Origin of the sequence: Ancylobacter sp. IITR112 (genome assembly GCF_041415945.1) — a bacterium.
Lineage (GTDB): Bacteria > Pseudomonadota > Alphaproteobacteria > Rhizobiales > Xanthobacteraceae > Ancylobacter.
Genome location: NZ_JBGCUS010000001.1, coordinates 4,526,077 through 4,546,555, shown reverse-complemented (window position 1 = coordinate 4,546,555; position 20,479 = coordinate 4,526,077). Strand labels below are relative to the sequence as shown.

18 protein-coding genes are annotated in these 20,479 nt (G+C 67.1%); 14 read left to right on the top strand and 4 right to left on the bottom strand.

From position 1 onward, the window contains the following. Positions 1–18: 18 nt before the first annotated feature. A complete protein-coding gene (locus tag AAC979_RS21495; protein WP_371348952.1) occupies positions 19–702 on the bottom strand; it encodes a GntR family transcriptional regulator in 684 nt (227 codons plus the stop codon). A 240-nt stretch (positions 703–942) separates the two neighbouring features. Here AAC979_RS21495 and AAC979_RS21490 point away from each other — a divergent pair, with 240 nt between their 5' ends. From AAC979_RS21490 to AAC979_RS21450, 9 genes are all read left to right on the top strand, one after another. Beyond that, positions 943–1,758 (top strand): transporter substrate-binding domain-containing protein, encoded by an 816-nt coding sequence (locus AAC979_RS21490; RefSeq protein WP_371348951.1) that lies wholly within the window; start codon positions 943–945, stop codon positions 1,756–1,758. Between the two features lie 172 nt (positions 1,759–1,930). Continuing rightward, on the top strand, positions 1,931–2,593 hold the full coding sequence (locus AAC979_RS21485; RefSeq protein ID WP_371348950.1) for an amino acid ABC transporter permease: 663 nt from the start codon (positions 1,931–1,933) through the stop codon (positions 2,591–2,593). 26 nt (positions 2,594–2,619) lie between these two features. Continuing rightward, positions 2,620–3,273: an amino acid ABC transporter permease gene (locus tag AAC979_RS21480; RefSeq protein ID WP_371349121.1), complete on the top strand. Its 654-nt coding sequence runs from the start codon at positions 2,620–2,622 to the stop codon at positions 3,271–3,273. 16 nt (positions 3,274–3,289) lie between these two features. Next, positions 3,290–4,015: an amino acid ABC transporter ATP-binding protein gene (locus AAC979_RS21475; protein WP_371348949.1), complete on the top strand. Its 726-nt coding sequence runs from the start codon at positions 3,290–3,292 to the stop codon at positions 4,013–4,015. Between the two features lie 43 nt (positions 4,016–4,058). Continuing rightward, complete coding sequence (locus tag AAC979_RS21470) at positions 4,059–4,955, top strand: dihydrodipicolinate synthase family protein (RefSeq protein ID WP_371348948.1); 897 nt, start codon at positions 4,059–4,061, stop codon at positions 4,953–4,955. Positions 4,956–5,094: 139 nt separating this feature from the next. Beyond that, positions 5,095–6,348: an NAD(P)/FAD-dependent oxidoreductase gene (locus tag AAC979_RS21465; RefSeq protein WP_371348947.1), complete on the top strand. Its 1,254-nt coding sequence runs from the start codon at positions 5,095–5,097 to the stop codon at positions 6,346–6,348. A gap of 11 nt (positions 6,349–6,359) precedes the next feature. Next, positions 6,360–7,361 (top strand): 4-hydroxyproline epimerase, encoded by a 1,002-nt coding sequence (locus AAC979_RS21460; RefSeq protein WP_371348946.1) that lies wholly within the window; start codon positions 6,360–6,362, stop codon positions 7,359–7,361. Positions 7,362–7,480: 119 nt separating this feature from the next. Next, complete coding sequence (locus AAC979_RS21455) at positions 7,481–8,584, top strand: cis-3-hydroxy-L-proline dehydratase (RefSeq protein WP_371348945.1); 1,104 nt, start codon at positions 7,481–7,483, stop codon at positions 8,582–8,584. Positions 8,585–8,719: 135 nt separating this feature from the next. After that, complete coding sequence (locus tag AAC979_RS21450) at positions 8,720–9,757, top strand: proline racemase family protein (protein WP_371348944.1); 1,038 nt, start codon at positions 8,720–8,722, stop codon at positions 9,755–9,757. An 80-nt stretch (positions 9,758–9,837) separates the two neighbouring features. Here AAC979_RS21450 and AAC979_RS21445 read toward each other — a convergent pair whose 3' ends face one another. The 3 genes from AAC979_RS21445 to AAC979_RS21435 are packed head-to-tail and all read right to left on the bottom strand — an operon-like array spanning position 9,838 to position 12,741. Beyond that, on the bottom strand, positions 9,838–10,827 hold the full coding sequence (locus AAC979_RS21445) for a TRAP transporter substrate-binding protein (protein ID WP_371348943.1): 990 nt from the start codon (positions 10,825–10,827) through the stop codon (positions 9,838–9,840). 28 nt (positions 10,828–10,855) lie between these two features. Further along, positions 10,856–12,121 carry a TRAP transporter large permease gene (locus AAC979_RS21440; protein WP_371348942.1) on the bottom strand — a complete coding sequence of 422 codons (1,266 nt, stop codon included), beginning with the start codon at positions 12,119–12,121 and terminating at the stop codon, positions 10,856–10,858. Then, the gene (locus AAC979_RS21435; protein ID WP_371348941.1) at positions 12,121–12,741 is read right to left on the bottom strand and encodes a TRAP transporter small permease; all 621 of its coding nucleotides are present in this window, start codon (positions 12,739–12,741) and stop codon (positions 12,121–12,123) included. The genes AAC979_RS21440 and AAC979_RS21435 overlap by 1 nt, the downstream gene beginning before the upstream one ends. 94 nt (positions 12,742–12,835) lie before the next feature. Here AAC979_RS21435 and AAC979_RS21430 point away from each other — a divergent pair, with 94 nt between their 5' ends. From AAC979_RS21430 to AAC979_RS21410, 5 genes are all read left to right on the top strand, one after another. Further along, positions 12,836–13,546, top strand: a complete 711-nt coding sequence (locus AAC979_RS21430) for a GntR family transcriptional regulator (RefSeq protein WP_371348940.1) — start codon at positions 12,836–12,838, stop codon at positions 13,544–13,546. Beyond that, entirely contained in the window at positions 13,521–14,573 is a 1,053-nt protein-coding gene (locus AAC979_RS21425) for an Ldh family oxidoreductase (protein WP_371348939.1), read from the top strand. The genes AAC979_RS21430 and AAC979_RS21425 overlap by 26 nt, the downstream gene beginning before the upstream one ends. 71 nt (positions 14,574–14,644) lie before the next feature. Then, on the top strand, positions 14,645–16,636 hold the full coding sequence (locus tag AAC979_RS21420; RefSeq protein ID WP_371348937.1) for a 7TM-DISM domain-containing protein: 1,992 nt from the start codon (positions 14,645–14,647) through the stop codon (positions 16,634–16,636). Then, positions 16,573–17,253, top strand: a complete 681-nt coding sequence (locus AAC979_RS21415; RefSeq protein WP_371348935.1) for a response regulator transcription factor — start codon at positions 16,573–16,575, stop codon at positions 17,251–17,253. Before AAC979_RS21420 ends, AAC979_RS21415 begins: the two co-directional genes overlap by 64 nt. Positions 17,254–17,362: 109 nt before the next feature. Further along, the gene (locus AAC979_RS21410) at positions 17,363–20,374 is read left to right on the top strand and encodes an autotransporter domain-containing protein (RefSeq protein ID WP_371348933.1); all 3,012 of its coding nucleotides are present in this window, start codon (positions 17,363–17,365) and stop codon (positions 20,372–20,374) included. Positions 20,375–20,479 lie beyond the last annotated feature (105 nt).

Sequence of the window (20,479 nt, the reverse complement as noted above, 5' to 3'; positions counted from 1 at the left end):
CGCGCAAGGCTATTGACGCTAGCCCTTGGCCTCCTCCGTGGCGCGGGTCCGGTCCAGAAAGTCGATCAGCGAGACGCACGCGCCCAGAATATGGGCGCGGGTCAGGGCGGCGGCCTCCTCGGCATCGCGGCGGATGCAGGCGAGCAGAATGCCCTCATGCTCGCGCCGCGCCCGCGCCATGCCGTCGGTGAGCACGAGCTGGGCGCGCAGATAGCGGTCGACGCGATCCAGCGCGGCGCTGATGGTCTGCAGATAATAGGGACGGCCGGACGCCTCGTAGAGGCTGTAATGGAAGCTGCGGTTCAGCTCGCCCCAATGCGAGGAATCGGTCTCGGTGGCGAAAGCATGGGCGAAGCGCTTGGCCGCCTCCAGCCCTTCCTCCGACATGCGCTCCACCGAGTAGCGCAGCACCTCGGGCTCCAGCAGCGCGCGGAACTCGAAGATTTCGCGGATTTCATCCGTCGACAGGGTGGTGACGACGGCCCCGCGATAGCGCTGGGTGGAGACAAGACCCTGCTCTTCCAGCCGGGTCAGCGCCTCGCGCACGGGAATGCGGCTGACATTGAACATGCGGGCGATATGGTCCTGCCGCAGGGTCTGGCCCTCGGCAATGTCGCCCTTGGCGATGGCCTGGCGCAGCGCGTCGAAAATGACATCCGACGCGGAGGCCATCTGCCCGATGTCCGTCGCCTTCACCTTCACCTGCCTGCCTCCTCCCCGACTGCGCCGTCCGATTCAGCGGGAACCGTCCATGTGCAGCGTGCCGTTTTGTCGTGCGCGATGCCACGGCCGTTCACAGGTAAAATTCGTACCTGACGGCAAAATGGATATTGCAACTTGGATCCAAAAATTGGAAGCTCCTTTCCGTCGCCGGCTCGGGCACCTCTCGCGGCGCCGCCGGTCATCAACAATGAAGACAGCTTCCTCCAGAGGAGAGCCATCATGGCTAAGGGATTCGGCATTCTTGCCGCGGCGGCGCTGACGCTCGCCGCCGCCTTGCCCGCGCAGGCGGACAAGCTCGACGACATCATCGCCTCCGGCACGCTGCGCTGCGCGGTGGTGCTGGACTTTCCGCCCATGGGCTCACGCGACGCCAATAACGAGCCGATCGGTTTTGACGTGGATTATTGCAACGACCTCGCCAAGGCGCTGGGCGTGAAAGCGGAAATCGTCGAGACCCCCTTCCCCGACCGCATTCCCGCGCTGATCTCGGGCCGCGTCGATGTCGGCGTCGCCTCGACCTCCGACACGCTGGAACGCGCCAAGACCGCCGGCTTCACCATTCCCTATTTCGCCTTCAAGATGGTGGTGCTGACCAAGGACGGGCTCGGCATCAAGGATTATGACAGCCTGAAGGGCAAGAAGACCGGTTCGGTCGCCGGCACCTTCGAAGCGCTGGCGCTGGAGAAGGACGTGAAGGCGTGGGGCGCCGGCACCACCTTCCGTGGCTACCAGACCCAGGCGGACGTGTTCCTCGCCCTCGCCCAAGGCCAGATCGACGCCACTGTCGTCACCTCCACCGTCGCCGCGGCGATCGTGAAGGAAGGCAAGTATAAGGGCCTGATGATGGGCGGCGATGCCCCCTACGACATCGACTATGTCGCGCTGATCGCCCTGCGCAACGAGCAGGGCCTCATCAACTACCTGAACCTGTTCATCAACCAGCAGGTCCGCACCGGCCGCTACAAGGCGCTCTACGACAAGTGGATCGGCCTCGGCGAGGCGCCCAACCTGACGGTTCCCGGCGTTTATCGCTGAACGAGCCCCCGCGTGACCCCGGACGGCCGGCAGGCCGATCCGGGATCGCACCGAGGCAGGCCCGGTCGACAATCCCGGCTCTGTGGCTTCGCCTCAGGCCGGGATGACGGCCCGGCATCTTTCTTGCCCCTCGCTCCCTGCGCCCATCGCCCGCGACCTACGAGCACACGCGATGAACTACACTTTTCACTGGCTGCCGGCGTTTCGCGCGCTGCCCGACATGCTGTGGGGCGCGCTGGTCACGCTTGAAATCGCCGTGCTCTCCATGGTGCTCGGTGTGGCCTTTGCGGTCCTGCTGGCGCTGGGCGCCTCCTCGCCCTACCGCGCCTTCCGCGGCGCGGCCGCGACCTGGATCGAACTCGCCCGCAACACGCCGGCACTGTTCCAGATCTACATGGCCTATTTCGGCCTCGGCTCGCTCGGCATCCATCTCGACAGCTTCGTCGCCCTGCTCGCCGGCATCACCTTCAACAATGCCGGCTATCTCGCCGAAACGTTTCGGGGCGGCCTGCGCGCCGTGCCGCCGACGCAAACCCGCGCCGCCCGCTCGCTCGGCATGGGTCAGATCCAGGCGTTCCGGCTGGTGGTGATGCCGCAGATGTTCCGCATCGTCTTCTATCCCATGACCAACCAGATGGTGTGGGCGATCCTGATGACCTCGCTCGGCGTGATCGTCGGCCTCAACAATGATCTCACCGGCGTCACCCAGGACCTGAATGTGCGCTCCTTCCGCACCTTCGAATATTTCGCGCTCGCCGCCGTGATCTATTACCTCCTCGCCAAATTCGTCACCCTCTCCGCGCGCCTGATGGCGTGGCGGCTGTTCCGTTACTGAGAGGGGCGCGCACCATGTTCTCCTCGCTGTTCGAGACCAGCTTTTCCTTCAACGACCTCCTCTTCATGCTGAAGGGCGCCGGGGTGACGCTGATGCTCACCTTCTGGGCCGTGCTCGGCGGCACGCTGCTCGGCGTCGTCTTCGGCGTCATCCGCGCGATTTCGCCCTGGTGGGTCAACGCCCCGCTCGGCGCGGTGCTCGACGTGTTCCGCTCCATCCCGCTGCTGATTCAGCTCGTGGTGGCGAATGCGTTCAAGACCATTATCGGCCTGCACTGGGCGCCGTTCACCGTCGGCTGCGTCGTGCTGGCGCTGTATATGTCGGCCTATTGCACCGAGATCGTCCGCTCCGGCTTTCTCGCCGTGCCGACCACCACGCGCCGCGCCGCCCGTTCGCTCGGCCTCACCTGGAGGCAGGACCTGACCGAGATCGTCTTCCCCATCGCGCTCCGCGTCGCTTTGCCGAGCTGGATCGGCCTGACGCTCGGCGTGATGAAGGACACCGCCATGGTGTGGTGGATCGGCGTCATCGAGCTTCTGCGCTCCTCGCAGGTCATCGTCACCCGCATCCAGGAGCCGCTCTTCGTGCTCTCCATCGCCGGGCTGATCTACTTCCTGATGAGCTTCCCCATCGCCCGCCTCGGCGCCCGCCTCGAAAAGCGCTGGCGCGAGAACGACTGAGACCCGAGGTTTTTGCATGTCGATCGAAATACAGGACGTACACAAATCCTTCGGCTCGCTCGAAGTGGTCAAGGGCGTGACCATGACCGTCGAGAAGGGCGAGGTCGTCTCCGTCATCGGCGGGTCCGGCTCGGGCAAGTCCACTTTGCTCATGTGCATCAACGGGCTTGAGCCGATCAATGCGGGCCGCATCCTCGTCGACGGCACGGATGTGCATGCGCGCGGCACCGACCTCAACAAGCTGCGCCGCAAGATCGGCATTGTTTTCCAACAGTGGAATGCGTTTCCCCATCTCACCGTGCTGGAAAACGTGATGCTCGCCCCGCGCAAGGTGCTCGGCAAGTCGAAGGCCGAGGCGGAAGCCATCGCGGTGGACAAGCTCGCCCGTGTCGGGCTGTCGGAGAAGCTGAAGGTCTATCCTTCCAAGCTTTCCGGCGGCCAGCAGCAGCGCATGGCGATCGCCCGCGCGCTTGCCATGTCGCCCGACTACATGCTGTTCGACGAGGTGACCTCGGCGCTCGACCCGCAGCTCGTTGGCGAGGTGCTCGACACCATGCGCTCGCTTTCCGCCGAGGGCATGACGATGATCGTCGTCACCCATGAGATCGCCTTCGCCCGCGAGGTGTCCGACCGCGTGGCCTTCTTCCACAAGGGCAAGATCCACGAGATCGGCCCGCCCGCCGAGGTCATCGGAAATCCGCAAAAGCCGGAAACCATCGACTTCCTCAAATCCGTCCTCTGATCCCCCCCGGATCGGCTTTTCAGTAGAATTAAGGAGCAGTCCCATGTGGCAGGGCGTCTATCCCGCCGTTACCGCCAAGTTCAACGAAGACGACACGCTCGACCACAAGGAGATGGAGCGCAGCTTCGGCCTGCAGATCGACGCCGGCGTCGACGGCATCATCGTCAACGGCTCGCTCGGCGAAGGCCCGATGCTCTCGCATGACGAGCGCCTCGCTGTGCTGAAGACCGCCAAAGCGGTTGCCGGCAAGCGCCCGGTGCTGATGACCATCGCCGATTCCGCCACGCGCGACTGCGCGATCCTCGCCAAGCGCGCCGCCCAGGCCGGCGCCGACGGGCTGATGGTGGTGCCGAGCCTCGTCTACCACACCAACCCGAAGGAGACGGTGGCCACCCTCTCCGCGGTGGCGCAGGCCGCCGACCTGCCGGTCATGATCTATTCCAACCGCGTCGCCTACCGCGTCGACGTGACCGTCGAGATCATGGCCGAGCTCGCCAAGGACAAGCGCTTCGTCGCGGTGAAGGAGTCCTCGGACGACATCCGCCGCACCGTCGAGCTGCAGAACGCCTTCGGCGACCGCTACGACATCTTCACCGGCGTCGACAACCTCGCCTATGAGGCGCTGGCGCTCGGTGCGGTGGGCTGGGTCGCCGGCCTCGTGGTCGCCTTCCCCGAGGAGACGGTCGCCATCTACCGGCTGATGAAGGCCAAGCGCTATGACGAGGCGCTGGCGATCTACCGCTGGTTCCGCCCGCTGCTCGACCTCGACGTGTCGACCTATCTCGTCCAGAATCTCAAGCTGGTCGAAGCCATGGTCACCGGCACCACCGAGCGCGTGCGCGCCCCGCGCCTGCCGCTGGAAGGCGAGCAGCGCGCCAAGGTGGAGAAGATCGTCCGCGACGCGCTCGCCACCCGCCCGACCCTCGCCAAGGCGGCGTGAGGCGCGCTCCGCCGTCCCCTCGCCTCCGGGCATGAGCCGGGGACCAAGGGGACGGAATCGCCCTTGAAACTGCACGATCCCGGAGCGGCCTGCCGCCGCTCCGGGGCGATGCCCGACGTGAACCAGCGCGGTTAAGAGCGTGCCCTCAGCTTCCTCCCAGAACGACATCGTCATCGTCGGCGCCGGCATTGTCGGCCTTGCCACCGCCTTTCACCTGCTCGCCGAAGGCCACCGCGTGCGCCTTGTCGAGCGCGGCGGCGTGGCGGAGGGGGCCAGCTACGGCAATGCCGGCGCGCTGGCCTTCACCGACATTCTCCCCCTCGCCTCGCCCGGCATGCTGCGCAAGGCGCCGAAATGGCTGCTCGACCCGCTGGGACCGCTGACCATTCCCCCGCGCTACCTCGCGCAGATCACCCCCTGGCTGATCCGCTTCTGGCGCGCCAGCCTGCCCGACCGCTATCAGGCCTCGATCACCGCGCAGGGCAACCTGATGCGCTTTGCCGCCACCGCCATGCAGGCGCTGGTGACCCAGGCCGGCCTTGCCGAGCATCTGCGTTCCGATGGCAATCTCCAGCTCTATGAGAGCGAGGCCGAGCTTGCCGCGGCGATGCCGGGCTGGGAGGCGCGGGCGCGCGAGGGCATCGCCTTCGAGCATGTGCGCGGCGAGCGGCTGGCCGAACTGCAGCCCGGCCTGTCGCCGCGCTTCACGGTCGGGACGTTCACCCCGCACTGGCAGACGGTGAGCGACCCCTATCACTACGCCCTCGCTTTGTTCCGCATGGTGATGGCGCGCGGCGCCGGCCTCATCCATGGCGAAGTGACCGGCATCGAGGCCGACACGCACAGCGTGCGGCTGCGCCTCGCCGACGGCAAGACGCTGCAGGCCGGGCGCGCGGTGATCGCCGGCGGGGCGTGGTCGCGCCCGCTGGCGAAGTCGCTCGGCGATTCCGTACCGCTGGAGACCGAGCGCGGCTACAACACCACCCTGCCGCCCGGCGCGTTCGACCTGCGCCGGCAACTCACCTTCGGCGGCCATGGCTTTGTGGTGACGCCGCTGTCCACCGGCATTCGCGTCGGCGGGGCGGTGGAACTGGGCGGGCTGAAGGCGCCGCCCAATTTCAAGCGTTCCGAGGCGATGCTGACCAAGGCCGCGCGCTTCCTGCCCGGCCTGCGCACCGAGGGCGGCCGGCAATGGATGGGCTTTCGCCCCTCACTGCCGGATTCGCTGCCCGTCATCGGCCCCTCCACCGCCTCGCCGCGCGTGCTCTATGCCTTCGGGCATGGCCATCTCGGCCTGACCCAGAGCGCGGCGACGGGCAAGCTGATCGCCGATCTCGCGGCCGGGCGCCAGCCGTCCATTCCGCTCGAACCTTTCCGCCCCGACCGCTTCTGACGAGTATCCCCATGGCGCGACACAGCTTCTTCTGCATAGACGGCCACACCTGCGGCAACCCGGTGCGGCTGGTGGCCGGCGGCGGGCCGAACCTCGTCGGCGACACCATGATCGAGAAGCGCGCCCATTTCCTGCGCGAGTTCGACTGGATCCGCACCGGGCTGATGTTCGAGCCGCGCGGCCACGACATGATGTCCGGCTCGATCCTCTATCCCCCCACCCGGCCGGATTGCGATGTCGCCATCCTGTTCATCGAAACCTCGGGCTGCCTGCCCATGTGCGGCCATGGCACCATCGGCACGGTGACGATGGCGATCGAGCACGGGCTCGTCACCCCGAAGACGCCGGGCGTGCTGATGCTCGACACGCCGGCCGGCGTGGTGAAGGCGGAATACACCCAGGTCGGGCAATATGTGGAAGAGGTGCGCATCACCAATGTGCCCGCCTTCCTCTATGCGCGCGGGCTGACGGCTGAGTGCCCCGGCCTTGGCGAGGTGACGGTGGATGTCGCCTATGGCGGCAATTTCTACGCCATCGTCGAGCCGCAGGCCGCCTTCCGCGACATGGCGGACTTCACCGCCGGCGAGCTGGTGGGGATGAGCCCGGCGCTGCGCCGGGCGCTGAACGAGAAATATGAGTTCATTCACCCGGAAAAGCCGGAAATCCGCGGCCTGTCGCACATTCTTTGGACCGGCGTTGCCCGGCACCCGGAGGCGCATGCGCGCAACGCGGTGTTCTATGGCGACAAGGCGATCGACCGCTCGCCCTGCGGCACCGGCACCTCCTCGCGCATGGCGCATCTCGCCGCGCTGGGACGGCTGAAAGTGGGCGACGATTTCGTGCATGAAAGCATCATCGGCTCGCTGTTCAAGGGCCGGGTCGAGGCGGCGGTGAAGGTGGGCGAGCGCGACGCGATCATCCCCTCCATCGGCGGCTGGGCCCGCATGACCGGCTACAACACCATCTTCATCGACGACCGCGACCCCTTCGCCCATGGCTTCGTGGTGGTGTGAACCCCGCCGTCCCGGCCGGGCTAGGCCCGGCCCGCTTTTGCCGCCAATGCCTCCGCTCCCCGCAAGACCTCTTCCCCGGGCCAGGCCCGCGATGACCACGAGATAACGGAAACCACGCCATGAAGATCACCGGCATCAAGGCCTACAAGGTCGGGCTCCCGCTGCGCGAGGGCCGCTACAACTGGTCGAACGGCAATTTCATCGAGGTGTTCGATTCCACCGTGGTGGCGGTGGAGACCGATGCCGGCATCACCGGCTATGCCGAATGCTGCCCGCTCGGCTCGGCCTATCTGCCGGCCTATGCCCAGGGCGTGCGCGCCGGGCTGGCCGAAATCGGCCCGAAGGTGCTCGGCCTCGATCCCACCGATCTCAACGTGCTGAACCGGCATATGGACGCGGTGCTGCGCGGCCATCCCTATGTCAAGGCGCCGATCGACATTGCCTGCTGGGACATTCTCGGCAAGGTCACGGGTCTGCCAGTCTACAAGCTGCTGGGCGGCGCGGCGCAGGAGAAGGTCGCGCTCTACCGCGCCATCTCGCAGGAAGCCTCTGAAGTGATGGCGAAGAAGATCGCCGGCTACAAGGCCGAGGGCTACACCAAGTTCCAGCTCAAAGTCGGCGGCGATGCCGACCAGGACATCGACCGCATCCGCGCCACCCGCGCGATTCTGGACGCTTCCGACATTCTCGTCGCCGACGCCAATACCGGCTGGACCCGCGCCGAAGCCGCCCGCATCTGCGCCGAAGTGGCCGACCTCGATGTGTACATCGAACAGCCCTGCCCCACTTATGAGGAATGCCTGTCGGTGCGCGCCCGCACCGCGCGGCCCTTCGTGCTCGACGAGGTGATTGACGGCGTCGGCACGCTGATGAAGGGGCTGGCGGATGACGCGATGGACATCATCAACCTGAAAATCTCCAAGGTCGGCGGGCTGACCAAGGCGCGGCTGATGCGCGACATCTGCGTCGCCTCCGGCACGCCGATGACCATCGAGGACACCTGGGGCGGCGACATCGTCACCGCAACAATAGCCCATCTCGCCCGCTCGACGCCGGAGGAATTCACCTTCTCCGCCACCGATTTCAACAGCTACGGCACGGTGGACATCGCCACCGACGCGCCCCGCCGCGAAAACGGCTTCATGACCGCCTCCGACGCGCCGGGACTCGGTGTCACCCCGCGCTTCGACGCGCTCGGCGCGGCCGTGGTGGTGATCGGCTGACGGTACCACGACGACGTCATCCCCGGGCCTGGCCCGGGGACCCACGACTTAATCGCCGCCACCGAAGACGTGGATGGCCGGGGCAAGCCCGGCCATGACGACGAAAGGGTGGATGGAAATAGCCACGAGGCCCCCATGCGCTCCTCCAGGATCATTCACATTGTCGGCTGCCATGCCGAGGGCGAGGTCGGCGACGTGATCGTCGGCGGCGTGGCGCCCCCGCCGGGTGACACTGTGTGGGCGCAGTCGCGCTTCCTCGCCTCCGACAACACCCTGCGCAATTTCGTGCTGCAGGAACCCCGAGGGGGTGTCTTCCGCCATGTGAATCTCCTGGTGCCGCCCAAGGATCCGCGTGCGGTCGCCGCCTTCATCATCATGGAGCCGGAAGACACCCCGCCCATGTCAGGCTCCAACTCGATCTGCGTCTCCACCGTGCTGCTCGACACCGGCATTGTCCCGATGATCGAGCCGGAAACACATATGGTGCTGGAGGCACCCGGCGGGCTGATCGAGGTCACGGCCTATTGCCGTGACGGAAAAGCCGAGCGGATCAAGGTGCGCAACCACCCCTCCTTCGCCGACAAGCTCGACGCCAAGCTGGAAGTGGAGGGGCTGGGCACGCTCACCGTCGACACCGCCTATGGCGGCGACAGCTTCTGCATCGTCGACGCCCACGCGCTCGGCTTCTCGATCCGCCCGGACGAGGCGAAGGACCTCGCCGAGACCGGCATGAGGATCGTCAAGGCAGCGAACCGCCAGCTCGGCTTCAAGCACCCTGAGAATGCCGACTGGAACCACATTTCCTTCTGTCAGTTCGCCGCCCCAATGGTCGAGATCGACGGGGTGAAGAGCGGCGCCAATGCGGTCGCCATCCGTCCCGGCAAGATTGACCGCTCGCCCACCGGCACCGGCTGCTCGGCCCGCATGGCGGTGCTGCACGCGAAAGGTCAGTTGAAGGTGGGGGAGCCCTTCATCGGCCGCTCGATCATCGATTCCCGCTTCGAGTGCCGGATCGAGGGCGAAACGACGCTTGGGGGCCGGCCGGCGATCCTGCCTTCCATCATGGGCCGGGCCTGGGTGACACACACGGCGCAGCTTATGGCGGACCCGCAGGACCCGTGGCCGACCGGCTACCGCCTCTCCGACACCTGGCCGGTTTGGAAACAGGACTGACGAGGCTTCGCGCCCACCTTCCGCCAAACAAAAGAGGCGCCCCGCAGGGCGCCTCTTTCCTTCAAGCCGGCAACCCGCTCTCAGCCCAGCGTCGCGCCGATCTTGCGCAGCTCCGGCAGGATCGGGGCCTTCGGGGCCCAGATCTTGTCGTATTCGGCGATGATCGGCGCCGCATCCGCCGTCGGCGGGACGACGATCTTGATGCCGGTGCCCTCGAAGTCCTTCAGCAGCTTCGGCGCATTGGTCACGGTCTCGTCGACCTGCACGGCCAGCGCTTCCTTGGTCGCGGCGGTGATCAGCGCGCGGTCCTCGGCCGAGAGCGTCTGCCAGGCCTTGCCGGAGGCCAGCGCGATGAACGGCATGAACACCGCATCCATCCGCATCAGCACCTTCGACACCTTGTCGAAGCGCTGGTTCCAGGAGAAGTCGAGATCGGCCTCAAGCCCGTCCACCTGCCCGTTGGCCATGGCGTCATAGACCTGCGGGGTCGGGATCGGAGTCGGAGCCGCGCCGAGCAGCGAATAGAAGTCGCGGAAGGCCGGGGTGGTGTTGATGCGCAGCTTCATGCCTTTGAGGCCGGCAATGCCGTCGATCTCCTTGGCGGAGAACACGACGCGGATCGAGGTGATGCCCCAGCCCAGGCCGAGCGTGCCGGTCTCCTGCGGCAGCGGCTCCAGCATCTGCATGGCGATGGGCTGGCGCACCAGCTTGGCCGCGGCCTCGGTCGAGCGGATCACATAGGGCGCGAGGATGGCGGCGACGTTCGGCACGCGGTTGCCGACCTCGGCCGCCTGCAGGAAGGCCATGTCGAGCGCGCCGGTCTGCAATTGCTGCATCATCGCGCCCTCATTGCCGAGCTGGCCGGCATGGAACACGGTCATGGTCAGCTTGCCGCCGGTCTTCTCCTTGAGAACCTCGGCCACCTTCAGCGCGGCATTGTTCCAGGGATGGCCGGGCGGGGTGATGATGCCGAGGCGCAGGTCGCGCGCCTGGGCGCGCAGCACGCCGGGGGCGGCGAGCGGGAGAGTGGCACCGGCAGCGGCGGCGAGCAGGGTACGGCGGGAGATCATCGGGGCGTTCCTTTCGGCTCAACGGGTTTTAGCGAATGAGGGCGGTGGAGAGGCCTGGGAAGATCGAGAGCAGCACCAGCAGCAGGCAGGCGGCGAAGAAGAAGGGCAGGGTGACGATGAACATCTTGCCGGGCTTGGCCCCCGTCACCGCCGCCGCCACGAAGAAGCACAGGCCCACGGGCGGCGAGAGGAAGCCGAGCACCAGGTTGATGACCGCCACCACGCCGAACTGCACGGGGTCGATGTGATAGACCTCGGTGGCGATCGGCAGCAGGATCGGCACGGTCATGATCAGCCCCGGCGCGCCGTCGATCACCGTGCCGATGACCAGCAGGATGACATTGACCAGCAGCATGAAGCTGACCGGCCCGGTGGCGATGGACTGGATCCACAGCGCCACTTCCTGCGGCACCTTGGCGAAGACCAGCACCCAGGACAGCACGCCGGCCGCCGCGACGAGAAACAGCACGATGCCGGAATAGACCCCCGCCCGCACCAGCATGCGCGGAAGCTGCGCCAGCGAGAGCTCGCGGGTCCAGAACCGCCCGACCAGCACGGAGGCGAGCGCGCCGACGGCAGCGGATTCGGTGGGGTTGGCGAGGCCGGTGAGGATGGAGCCGACAATGACGACGGGGATCAGCAGGGTCGGCGCGCAGGCCGCCACCGTCGCCACGCGCTCACGCAGGGTGAAGCGCTCGCCGCGCGGGTAATTATAGACATAGCCCATGGCGGCGATGACGATGCAGAACATCGCGGTCAGCACCACGCCGGGGATCAGGCCGGCCATCAGCATGGTGCCGACCGGCACCTGCGCCAGCACCGAATACATCACGAACATGATCGAGGGCGGGATGATCGGCCCGAGCATGCCGGCATAGGCGGTGAGGCCGGCGGCGAAGGTCTTGTCATATCCCTTCGCCTCCATCTCCGGCACCATGATCTGCGCCATGATCGCGACCTGCGCGGTCGCCGAGCCGAGAATGGACGAGACGAACATGTTGGCCAGCATGTTCACATAGGCGAGCCCGCCGCGCAGCGAGCCGACAAAGGCCATGGTCATGGAGATGATCTGGCGGGTGATGCCGCCGCCATTCATGATCTCGCCGATGAGGATGAACAGCGGGATCGCGATCAGCCCGTAATTGTCGACCGATCCGAACATCTGCATCGGAAAGCTCTGATAGAGCACCGGATTGCCGGAAGCCTGGATGAAAACCACCCCGGTGAGGCAGATGGCGATGCCGATCGGCACCCCGATGAGCAGGAAAACGAGGAAGGCGGCGCCGGTGAGCATCAGGCGACCTCTTCGGCGCTGTTGAGACCGATGTCGCTGCGGTCGGGCGGGGCGGCGAGACCGAGATCCTCGAGGAGATTGGCGGCGCTGTGCACGGTGAGGGTCAGCGCGAAGAGCGGCATGACGAGATAGAGCACCCAGCTCGGCCAGTTCAGCGTCTGGGTGCGCTCGGTGTAGAGGAAGTTGAACGTCGCCCCGCCATAGGCCCGGGCGTCGAAACCGGCGCTGGCGATGCCCACCGGGTCCATCCACATCCAGCACATCGCCGCCAAAGCGAGGCCGAAGCCGAGGATGCAGAGCGTGGCGACGACGCGCATCGCCTTCACCGCGCCCGCCGGCAGGCGCTCGGTCAGAATGGTCATGGAGAAGTCGAGCCGCAGCCGCGACATGGCGGAGGCGCCGAGGAAGGTCAGCCAGACCGTGGTGAAGATGGCGGATTCGTCGATCCAGTAGAGCGGGACATGGGCGTAGCGGGTGACGACGTTGAGCAGGATCAGCCCGGTGAGCAGGGCCATCAGGCTGCCAATGGCCACGCGCTCCGCCACCAGCAGGGCCTCGGAAGCCGCCGTCACGGCACGCAAGCGCCCGCCACCGGCCGCAACGCCGTTGGTGTTGGTCATGGGTCCCCTTTTCCCTCTTTTTCGGGATCGTAGATTTTATAAAATATATCCGTCAATATGCCGGCGTGATTATTCGGGGCGCGACCGAAGGTAAATGAACCCGCTACTCAAGCACCGCACCCTCACGGCGGCCATTCTCGATCAGTTGCGCAACGCCATCCTCGACGGCACCTATCCAGCCGGTGCGCAGTTGCGGCAGGACGCGCTGGCGGCGACGTTCAAGGTCAGCCGCATTCCGGTGCGCGAAGCGCTGTTCCAGCTCGATGCCGAAGGGCTGGTGCGCTTCATGCCGCAAAAGGGCGCGGTGGTCGCCGAACTGTCCACCGCCGAGATCCGCGACGTGTTCGAACTGCGCCGGCTGCTGGAGCCGCGCCTGCTCGCCCGCTCCGTTCCGCTGCTGGAGGCGGAGGATTTCGCCCGGCTGGAGGCGCTGCAGGCGGAGATGGTGCGCGTCACCGCCGCCAACGAACTCGGCCGCTGGGGCCAGATCAATGCTGATTTCCACATGGCGCTCTATGCGCGGGCGGATCAGCCGCGCTCGCTCACCATCGTCCAGGGCCTGCTGCAGGCGAGCGACCGCTACACAAGGGTGCATCTCAGCGATGTCGCCGGCATGGGCAGCCTCGGCATGCAACGGGCGGTCAGCGAGCATGCCGCGCTGGCGGATCTCAGCCGCGCGGGCGATGTGGCGGCAGCCTGCGCCTTTCTCGACACCCACATTCTCACCGTGCAACAGGACCTGCTGCGCGAACTCGAGCGCGCCCCGCGCAAGGCGACCCATGACCGCCCACACGCCCCCTGCTGATCATGTCCGCCTCACCCTCGCCGAGGTGCACGCGCTTACCCGCGACACATTGCTGGCCGCCGGGCTGGGAGAGGCGCATGCGGCGGCGATCGCCCGTTCCATCACCCGGGCGCAGGCGGATGAGTGCCATTCGCACGGGCTCTACCGGCTGCTTGGTTATGTCTCCTCGGTGCGCAGCGGCAAGGCCGCGCGGGACGCTACGCCGGTGCTCACCCGCACCACGCCGGTGGTGCTGGAGGTAGACGCCGGAGGCGGCTTCGCCCCGCTTGCCATCGAGACCGGCGTGCCGGCGCTGATCGAGGCGGCCAAAACCTATGGCATCGCCGCGCTGGCGATCCACGACTGCTATCATTTCTCCGCCCTGTGGGCCGATATCGAGCCGGCGGTGGAGGCGGGCCTCGCCGCCTGGTGCTTTACCGTCGGCCAGTGCTGCGTCGCTCCCGCCGGCGGCACGACGCCGCTGCTCGGCACCAATCCGATCGCTTTCGGCTGGCCGGGACCGCCGGGCCAGCCGTTCATTTTCGATTTCGCCACCAGCGCCGCCGCGCGCGGCGAGGTGGAGCTGAAGCGCCGGGCCGGTGAGCCGCTGCCGCAAGGCTGGGCGGTGAGCCCGGACGGGCGCCCAACCACCGACCCCGCCGCCGCGCTGGCGGGTGCGCTGCTGCCCTTCGGCGGGCACAAGGGTTCGGCGCTGTCGCTGATGGTGGAACTCATCGCCGGACCGCTGATCGGCGATCTCACCAGCCGGCAGGCGAAGGCGGTGGAAAATGGCGATGCCGGCCCGCCGCTCGGCGGCGAACTGTTCATCGCCCTCGACCCGGCGGTGTTCGGGCGCGAGACGCTGGAGACGCGGCTGGCCGGGGCGCAGGAACTCTTCGCCCTCGCCAAGGCCCAGCCGGGGGTAAGACTGCCGGCCGAGCGCCGCTATGCCGCCCGCGCCCGCAGCGCGGAGGGTGTGTGGATTCCCGCCCGCCTGCTGGCCGAAATCGCCGCGCTGACGACCAGAGCGGCGGGGAGCGAGAGCTAGCGAACCGCCCGGCGGCTGGTCTATCTGATAGCGATGCCGCGCGCGAGCCGGCCGGGGACAGGCAGGGCGGCATGCACGATCACAGTGAAGCGGACAAGTCCGAGCCAAGCGCGCCAATGCCCCTGCCCGCCGGCCTTTCGCTGTCGCCCTGGTCGGCTGTCGCCCGCTTCTTCATCCTGCTGGTGCTGGTCGGCGGCGGCGCCGCCATCGCCTGGACGGCGGCGATTCCCTCGCGCGACCACATACTCGGCCGCGCCGTGCTGGAGGACCCCAGCGGCACGCTGACCATCGGCGAGGTGACACATGCTGCGTTCAGCCCCACCCCGCCCATATTGGCGCGCGGCTACACGCCCTCCACCTACTGGCTGCGGCTGACAGTGAGCCCGGGCGATGGCGGCCCGCTGGTGCTGCGCATCCGCCCGACCTATCTCGACCGTGTCGCCCTGTTCGAGCCGGTGCCCGGCCGGCCCGGTGTCTGGCACGAATATGTCACCGGCGACCGCACGCCTTTTCTGGAGCGGGATGTGCCCTCGCTCAGCCTCGGCTTCAACATCTGGCCTAACCGGCCGGAAACGACCTATTATCTGCGCCTGTCGACCACCAGCACTTCGCTGATGCATGTCGAGGCGCTGGTACCGCAAATGGCGGCGCTGCGCGACCTGCACATCCACGCCAGCGAAATCTTCATTCTGGCGCTGCTGCTGTTCATTCTGCTGTGGACTGCCAGCGACTTCGCCGTCCGGCCCGATATCGTGGTGGGCTGCTTCGCCATAAACCAGCTATTCTTCATCAGCTACAATGTCTTGATCATGGGCTATGGGGCTGTGATCTTTCCCACGGCGCCCGCGGGCCTGGTCGACACGCTGACCAGCATCTCGGTCATCGCGACGCCGCTGTTCTCGCTACTGACCAACCGGCTGCTGCTGCGCCAGTTCGACCTGATCGCGCTCGGACGCTGGAGCATCGACGCGCTGCTGCTGGCGCTCGTCATCGCCTTCGTCCTGCTCGCGGTCGGCGCTACCCAGGCGGCGCTGAAGCTCAATGCGATAGTGGTGATGCTGATCGTCCCGCTGCTGCCGCTGATGGCGTTCGGCACCCGGCGGGAGGCGCCGCCCGGCCGGCGGGTGCTGCGGATCTTCTATGTGATCCAGGCCACCTCGCTGGTGCTGACCATGCTGCCGATCCTCGGTGTGCTGCCGGCCTCGACCTGGAATCTCGACGCCAACATCATCCACGGGCTGCTGTCGGACCTGCCGATGTTCGTGCTGCTCGCCCTGCGCTCGCGCGAGGCCCGCCAGCGCGGCCTCGAAGCGCAGCGGGCGCTTGATGTGACGCTGGGTCAGCTCGAACTGCAGCGCGCGCAGTTCGAGATGCAGAACCGCTTCATGGCCATGCTCACCCATGAATTGCGCACGCCGCTCTCGGTCATACGCCTGGCCGTGGACATGGCGAGGGTGGGCGGCGAGCCGCGACGGCTGATCGACGCCGCCTTCGGCAATATGGAGGGCATCATCGACCGCTGCGGCTTCGCCGACCGCATGGAGCAGAAGGGGCTCGACGTGGTGCGCACGCCGGTGGACATGGCCGCCGCCCTGCGCGCCGCCGTCGCGGCGAGCGCGTCACCCGGCCGTGTGGCGCTGGACGCCGGCCCGCTGCCCGCGCTGATATCGGACGGGCAACTCATCGCCACTGTGCTGCACAACCTCATCGACAACGCGCTGAAATACTCGCCGGACGACTCGACCGTCACAGTGAGCGCGGGCGCGGAAGCCGGACCGGCGGGCATGGGGGTGCGCATCACCGTCGAGAATGACTGCGGGCGTATCGTGATACCTGACATCTCCCGGCTGTTCGAGAAATTCTATCGCGGTCCACATGCCCGCACGAAAAGCGGGTCCGGTTTGGGACTTTACATTGTGCAGGGAATCGTGGACCTGCTTGATGGTTTGATTACATACGATTTCATCGAGGGGCGGGCGCGCTTCAGCGTCTGGTTGCCATGCTCAGCATTGCCGTCGTCGAAGACAATGACGATCTCAGAACCGCTATCGTCAACGCCCTGACCGGCGAGGGTCATCATGCCGTCGGCTTCGACTGCGCGGAGGCGCTGGCGGAGCAGAGGCAGGCGCTGCGGATCGACCTTGTCGTCGTCGATCTCAACCTGCCCGGCGAGGACGGGCTGAGCCTGACCCGGCGGCTGCGCGTGACTCATCCCGAGATCGGCATCATCATGATGACCGCCCGTGCCCGCGCCGACGACAAGCGGATCGGCTATGAAAGCGGCGCCGACATCTATCTGGCGAAGCCGGTTGCACTGGAAGAGCTCACCGCCGCCATTCAGGCGCTGTCGCGGCGGCTGCGTCCGGCCGCGCCGGCGCCGAGGGGGCTGGTGCTCGACACGGGGCGGCTCACACTTGGTGGGCCGCTGGGCATGACCGCCCTCTCCGCCCCCGAGGCGGCGCTGCTCGCCGCCTTTACCCGGGCGCAGGACCACCGGCTGGAGACATGGCAGATCATCGCCGTGCTCGAGCAGGCGGACCGCGCGCCGAACCGCAACGCGCTCAACGTCACCATGTCCCGCCTGTCCACCAAGATGCGGCAGAGTGGTACCGGTCCCCACCCCCTTCGTGCGATCCGCAACTGGGGTTATCAACTATGCGAACCCATCGTTTTGACCTAGATGGTATAAGGCTACCCCGAAGGCTCTTCTATCGTAACCTTCTGTAATCTTCCCCTTTACATCTCCGCTAGTTTTCAACCAGTCGAGGCGGGATGGGACGTGCAGGGACATGGGGAAGCTCGAACGCCGGGTGAGCCGCAGGCGCGCCACCGGAAGAGTCGCTGTCGGCGGGGCGCTCATGGCGGCGCTGTCCGGCCTGACAACGCCGGCGCAGGCGGACTGCGTGCGCGACGGCACGGTGGTGACCTGCACGCCCCCCTCGCCCAATGGCTATGACGAGACCGTCAGCAGCGGCCGCACCGACCGCACGGTGAACATAGCCGGCGATGTCGCCGATGGCATCGACATCACCCTCTCCGACGGCGGCAATATCGACATCCACCAGACATCCGGCACCATCACCAATGCTTACGGGGATGGCGTCTATCTCAAGACCACCGATGGCAAGGTGACCGGCACGATCGGCACTGTCAGCACGAAGGCCAACGCGCTCGAAATCGTCGCCTCCGATATCGAGATCACGGTCGAGGGCTCGCTGACGGCGACCGGCCGGAACTTCGCCGGCGCCATTTTCTACGAGGTCGGCGCCGTCAAGGTCACCAATTCAGGTGGTGCCAAGAACGCCATCAGCGGCTCGTCCGGCCTCACCGCCTGGGACGCCGACAGCCTGACGCTGATCAATGAGAATGGCAGCGTCATCAACGGCACCGGCAAAAGCAGCAATGGCGTCTTCGCCAACGAGATCTCGGGGGATGTCTGGATCTCGAACGACGCCAGTTCCATCACCGGCACCACCGCCCTCGCCGTCTGGTCCAGCAAGGGCGATGTGACCGTCGAGAATGGCAGCGGCACGATGTCCGGCAGCCAATACGGCATCGACATCTATGAAGTTGGCGGCGACGCGACCGTGACCAATGGCAGCGGCACGCTCGCCGGCGGCACCTATAGCGGCGCCTCCTTCGTCGTCGTCGGCGGGGATGTGGACCTGCACAACGGTACCGGCGGCCAGATCACCAGCACCAAGGACTATGCCGTGCTCGCCTATCTCGTCGAGGGCGACACGCGGATCGAGAATCGCGGCGGTCTCATCGCCTCGCCCGGCTATGGCGCCATTTACGCCGACGGCGACAGCGTGACCATCATCAACGGCCCCGGGCTCGACGGCGACGAATTCGAACAGTTCGGTTTCATCACCGGCGGCATCACGGTCGACAGCGGCGACTATTCCGCCAAGGACGGCACCGGCGGAGCGACACTCACCAACGAATCCGGCGGCATCATCATCAGCCAGGCGCTGCCGGTGCTCGACGGCGACATCACCCGCGAGCAGATCGCCGCCGCATCCGCCGCCGTGGCGGTCACGGCCACCGGCGGCCGGATCGTCCTCGCCAATGCCGGCAACCTGATCGGCCGCGTGGCTCTCACCGGCGCCGACGACACGTTCGACAATTCAGGCGTGTGGGCGGTCACCGGGATCAATGATTTCGGCGAGGGCACAGATACACTCACCAACAAGGGCACGGTCTACGCGGCCTCCTTTGCCGAGACCGCCGAAACGACCCAGTTCAAGGGTCTCGACCTGTTCACCAATCACCGCGTCTTCAGCCTCGCCGATGGCGGGACGGGCGACACGGCGCTGTTCACCGGCGATGTGGCCTTCGAGGCGGGTGCCACTTACAGCGTCGATGTCGATCTCGCCGGCCAGACCGATCTGATCGCCGCCGGCGGCGTGGCAACCATCGATTCCGGCGCCGGGATCCGGCTGCGCGCGGTCGACGCCATCGCCTTCGGCACCGACTATCATGTGCTGTCCGCGGCCGGCGGGGTGAACGGCAATTTCGGCAATGTCGCGGGCGAGGTGGAAATCTCCGCCTTTGTCGGGCTCACCTCGACCAACACCGGCAACGACATCTATGTCCGTTTCGATCAGGCGCGCGACTTCACTGCCGCCGCCGTCACGGGCAACCAGTTCGCGGTCGCCGGCGCGCTCGACACGCTCCCCGGCACCGGGCCGACGGCGGGCATGCGAAATGCGCTGCTGTTCCTTCCCTCCGACGCGCAGGCGCGCGCCGCCTTCGACCAGCTTGGCGGCGACATCCATGCGTCGTCGCAGAGCCTGTTCGTCGAACAGAGCGGCCTGATCCGCACGGTGATGATCGACCGTGTGCGCGCGGCACAGGGGGCGGTCGGCGCCTCCGCCGTGCCGGTGCTGGGCTATGCCGCGCCCGCCGCCGCCACGGCGGCCGGCCGGGCCATTGACGACGGGCTCGCCTATAAGGCGGCGCCGGCGGCGGCAACCACGCCCGAGCGGGCGATCTGGGCCACCGGCTTCGGCTCCTGGACCGGTTTCGACGGCACGACCAACGCCGCCGGGCTCAATGGCGCGACCGGCGGCTTCCTGATCGGCGGTGATGCCGGCTTCGACGGCGGCTGGAGGCTCGGCGTCGCCGGCGGCTACAGTTCCACCTCGTTCAGCGGGCGCGGCGCCTCGGGCGACAGCGACAACTGGCACCTCGGCGCCTATGGCGGCAACCAGTGGGGCGCGCTCGCGCTGCGCGCCGGCCTCGCCTATACGTGGCAGGACGTATCGACCGCGCGCTCGGTCGCCTTTCCCGGCTTCACCGACAGCCTCAGCGCCGATTATACGGCCGGCCTGTTCCAGGCCTTCGGCGAGGTCGGCTACCGTATCGACACGGCGTTCGCCGCCTTCGAGCCCTTCGCCAACCTCGCCTATGTCAGCCTCGACACGGACGGCTATTCCGAGCAGGGCGGCGGCGCGGCGCTGGCCAGCGGCGGCAACGACATGGAAACAAGCTTCACCACGCTCGGCCTGCGCGCGCAGCGGGAGGTGATAATCGGCGGGTTGGACACCACGCTGCGCGGCGCGGCCGGCTGGCGCCATGCCTTTGGCGACATCACCCCGATGGCGACGCAGGCCTTCCTGGGTTCGGCCCCCTTCGCGGCGAGCGGGGTCGCCATCGCCGAAGATGCCGCGGTTCTGGAAGCCGGCCTCGACCTGCGGGTCGGTGCCGGCGGCACGCTCGGCGTGGCCTATACCGGCCAGTTCGGCGACGGCGTCACGGAAAACGGCTTCAACGCCAGCTTCAAGCTCAGCTTCTGAGACGGCGTTCCGAAGTCCCGGCGGAATGCGGGTTCCGCCGGCTCTTCGCGACGGCGCGGCGCGGTTCGGCGCCGCGGCGATGCGAAGGCCCCGGGTCGTCCTGGC

Coding starts and splice junctions, on each gene's coding strand:
- AAC979_RS21490 (WP_371348951.1), top strand. CDS start 943: ATGGCTAAGGGATTCGGCATTCTTGCCGCGGCGGCGCTGACGCTCGCC.
- AAC979_RS21485 (WP_371348950.1), top strand. CDS start 1,931: ATGAACTACACTTTTCACTGGCTGCCGGCGTTTCGCGCGCTGCCCGAC.
- AAC979_RS21475 (WP_371348949.1), top strand. CDS start 3,290: ATGTCGATCGAAATACAGGACGTACACAAATCCTTCGGCTCGCTCGAA.
- AAC979_RS21470 (WP_371348948.1), top strand. CDS start 4,059: ATGTGGCAGGGCGTCTATCCCGCCGTTACCGCCAAGTTCAACGAAGAC.
- AAC979_RS21460 (WP_371348946.1), top strand. CDS start 6,360: ATGGCGCGACACAGCTTCTTCTGCATAGACGGCCACACCTGCGGCAAC.
- AAC979_RS21455 (WP_371348945.1), top strand. CDS start 7,481: ATGAAGATCACCGGCATCAAGGCCTACAAGGTCGGGCTCCCGCTGCGC.
- AAC979_RS21450 (WP_371348944.1), top strand. CDS start 8,720: ATGCGCTCCTCCAGGATCATTCACATTGTCGGCTGCCATGCCGAGGGC.
- AAC979_RS21445 (WP_371348943.1), bottom strand. CDS start 10,827: ATGATCTCCCGCCGTACCCTGCTCGCCGCCGCTGCCGGTGCCACTCTC.
- AAC979_RS21440 (WP_371348942.1), bottom strand. CDS start 12,121: ATGCTCACCGGCGCCGCCTTCCTCGTTTTCCTGCTCATCGGGGTGCCG.
- AAC979_RS21435 (WP_371348941.1), bottom strand. CDS start 12,741: ATGACCAACACCAACGGCGTTGCGGCCGGTGGCGGGCGCTTGCGTGCC.
- AAC979_RS21430 (WP_371348940.1), top strand. CDS start 12,836: ATGAACCCGCTACTCAAGCACCGCACCCTCACGGCGGCCATTCTCGAT.
- AAC979_RS21425 (WP_371348939.1), top strand. CDS start 13,521: ATGACCGCCCACACGCCCCCTGCTGATCATGTCCGCCTCACCCTCGCC.
- AAC979_RS21420 (WP_371348937.1), top strand. CDS start 14,645: ATGCACGATCACAGTGAAGCGGACAAGTCCGAGCCAAGCGCGCCAATG.
- AAC979_RS21415 (WP_371348935.1), top strand. CDS start 16,573: ATGCTCAGCATTGCCGTCGTCGAAGACAATGACGATCTCAGAACCGCT.
- AAC979_RS21410 (WP_371348933.1), top strand. CDS start 17,363: ATGGGGAAGCTCGAACGCCGGGTGAGCCGCAGGCGCGCCACCGGAAGA.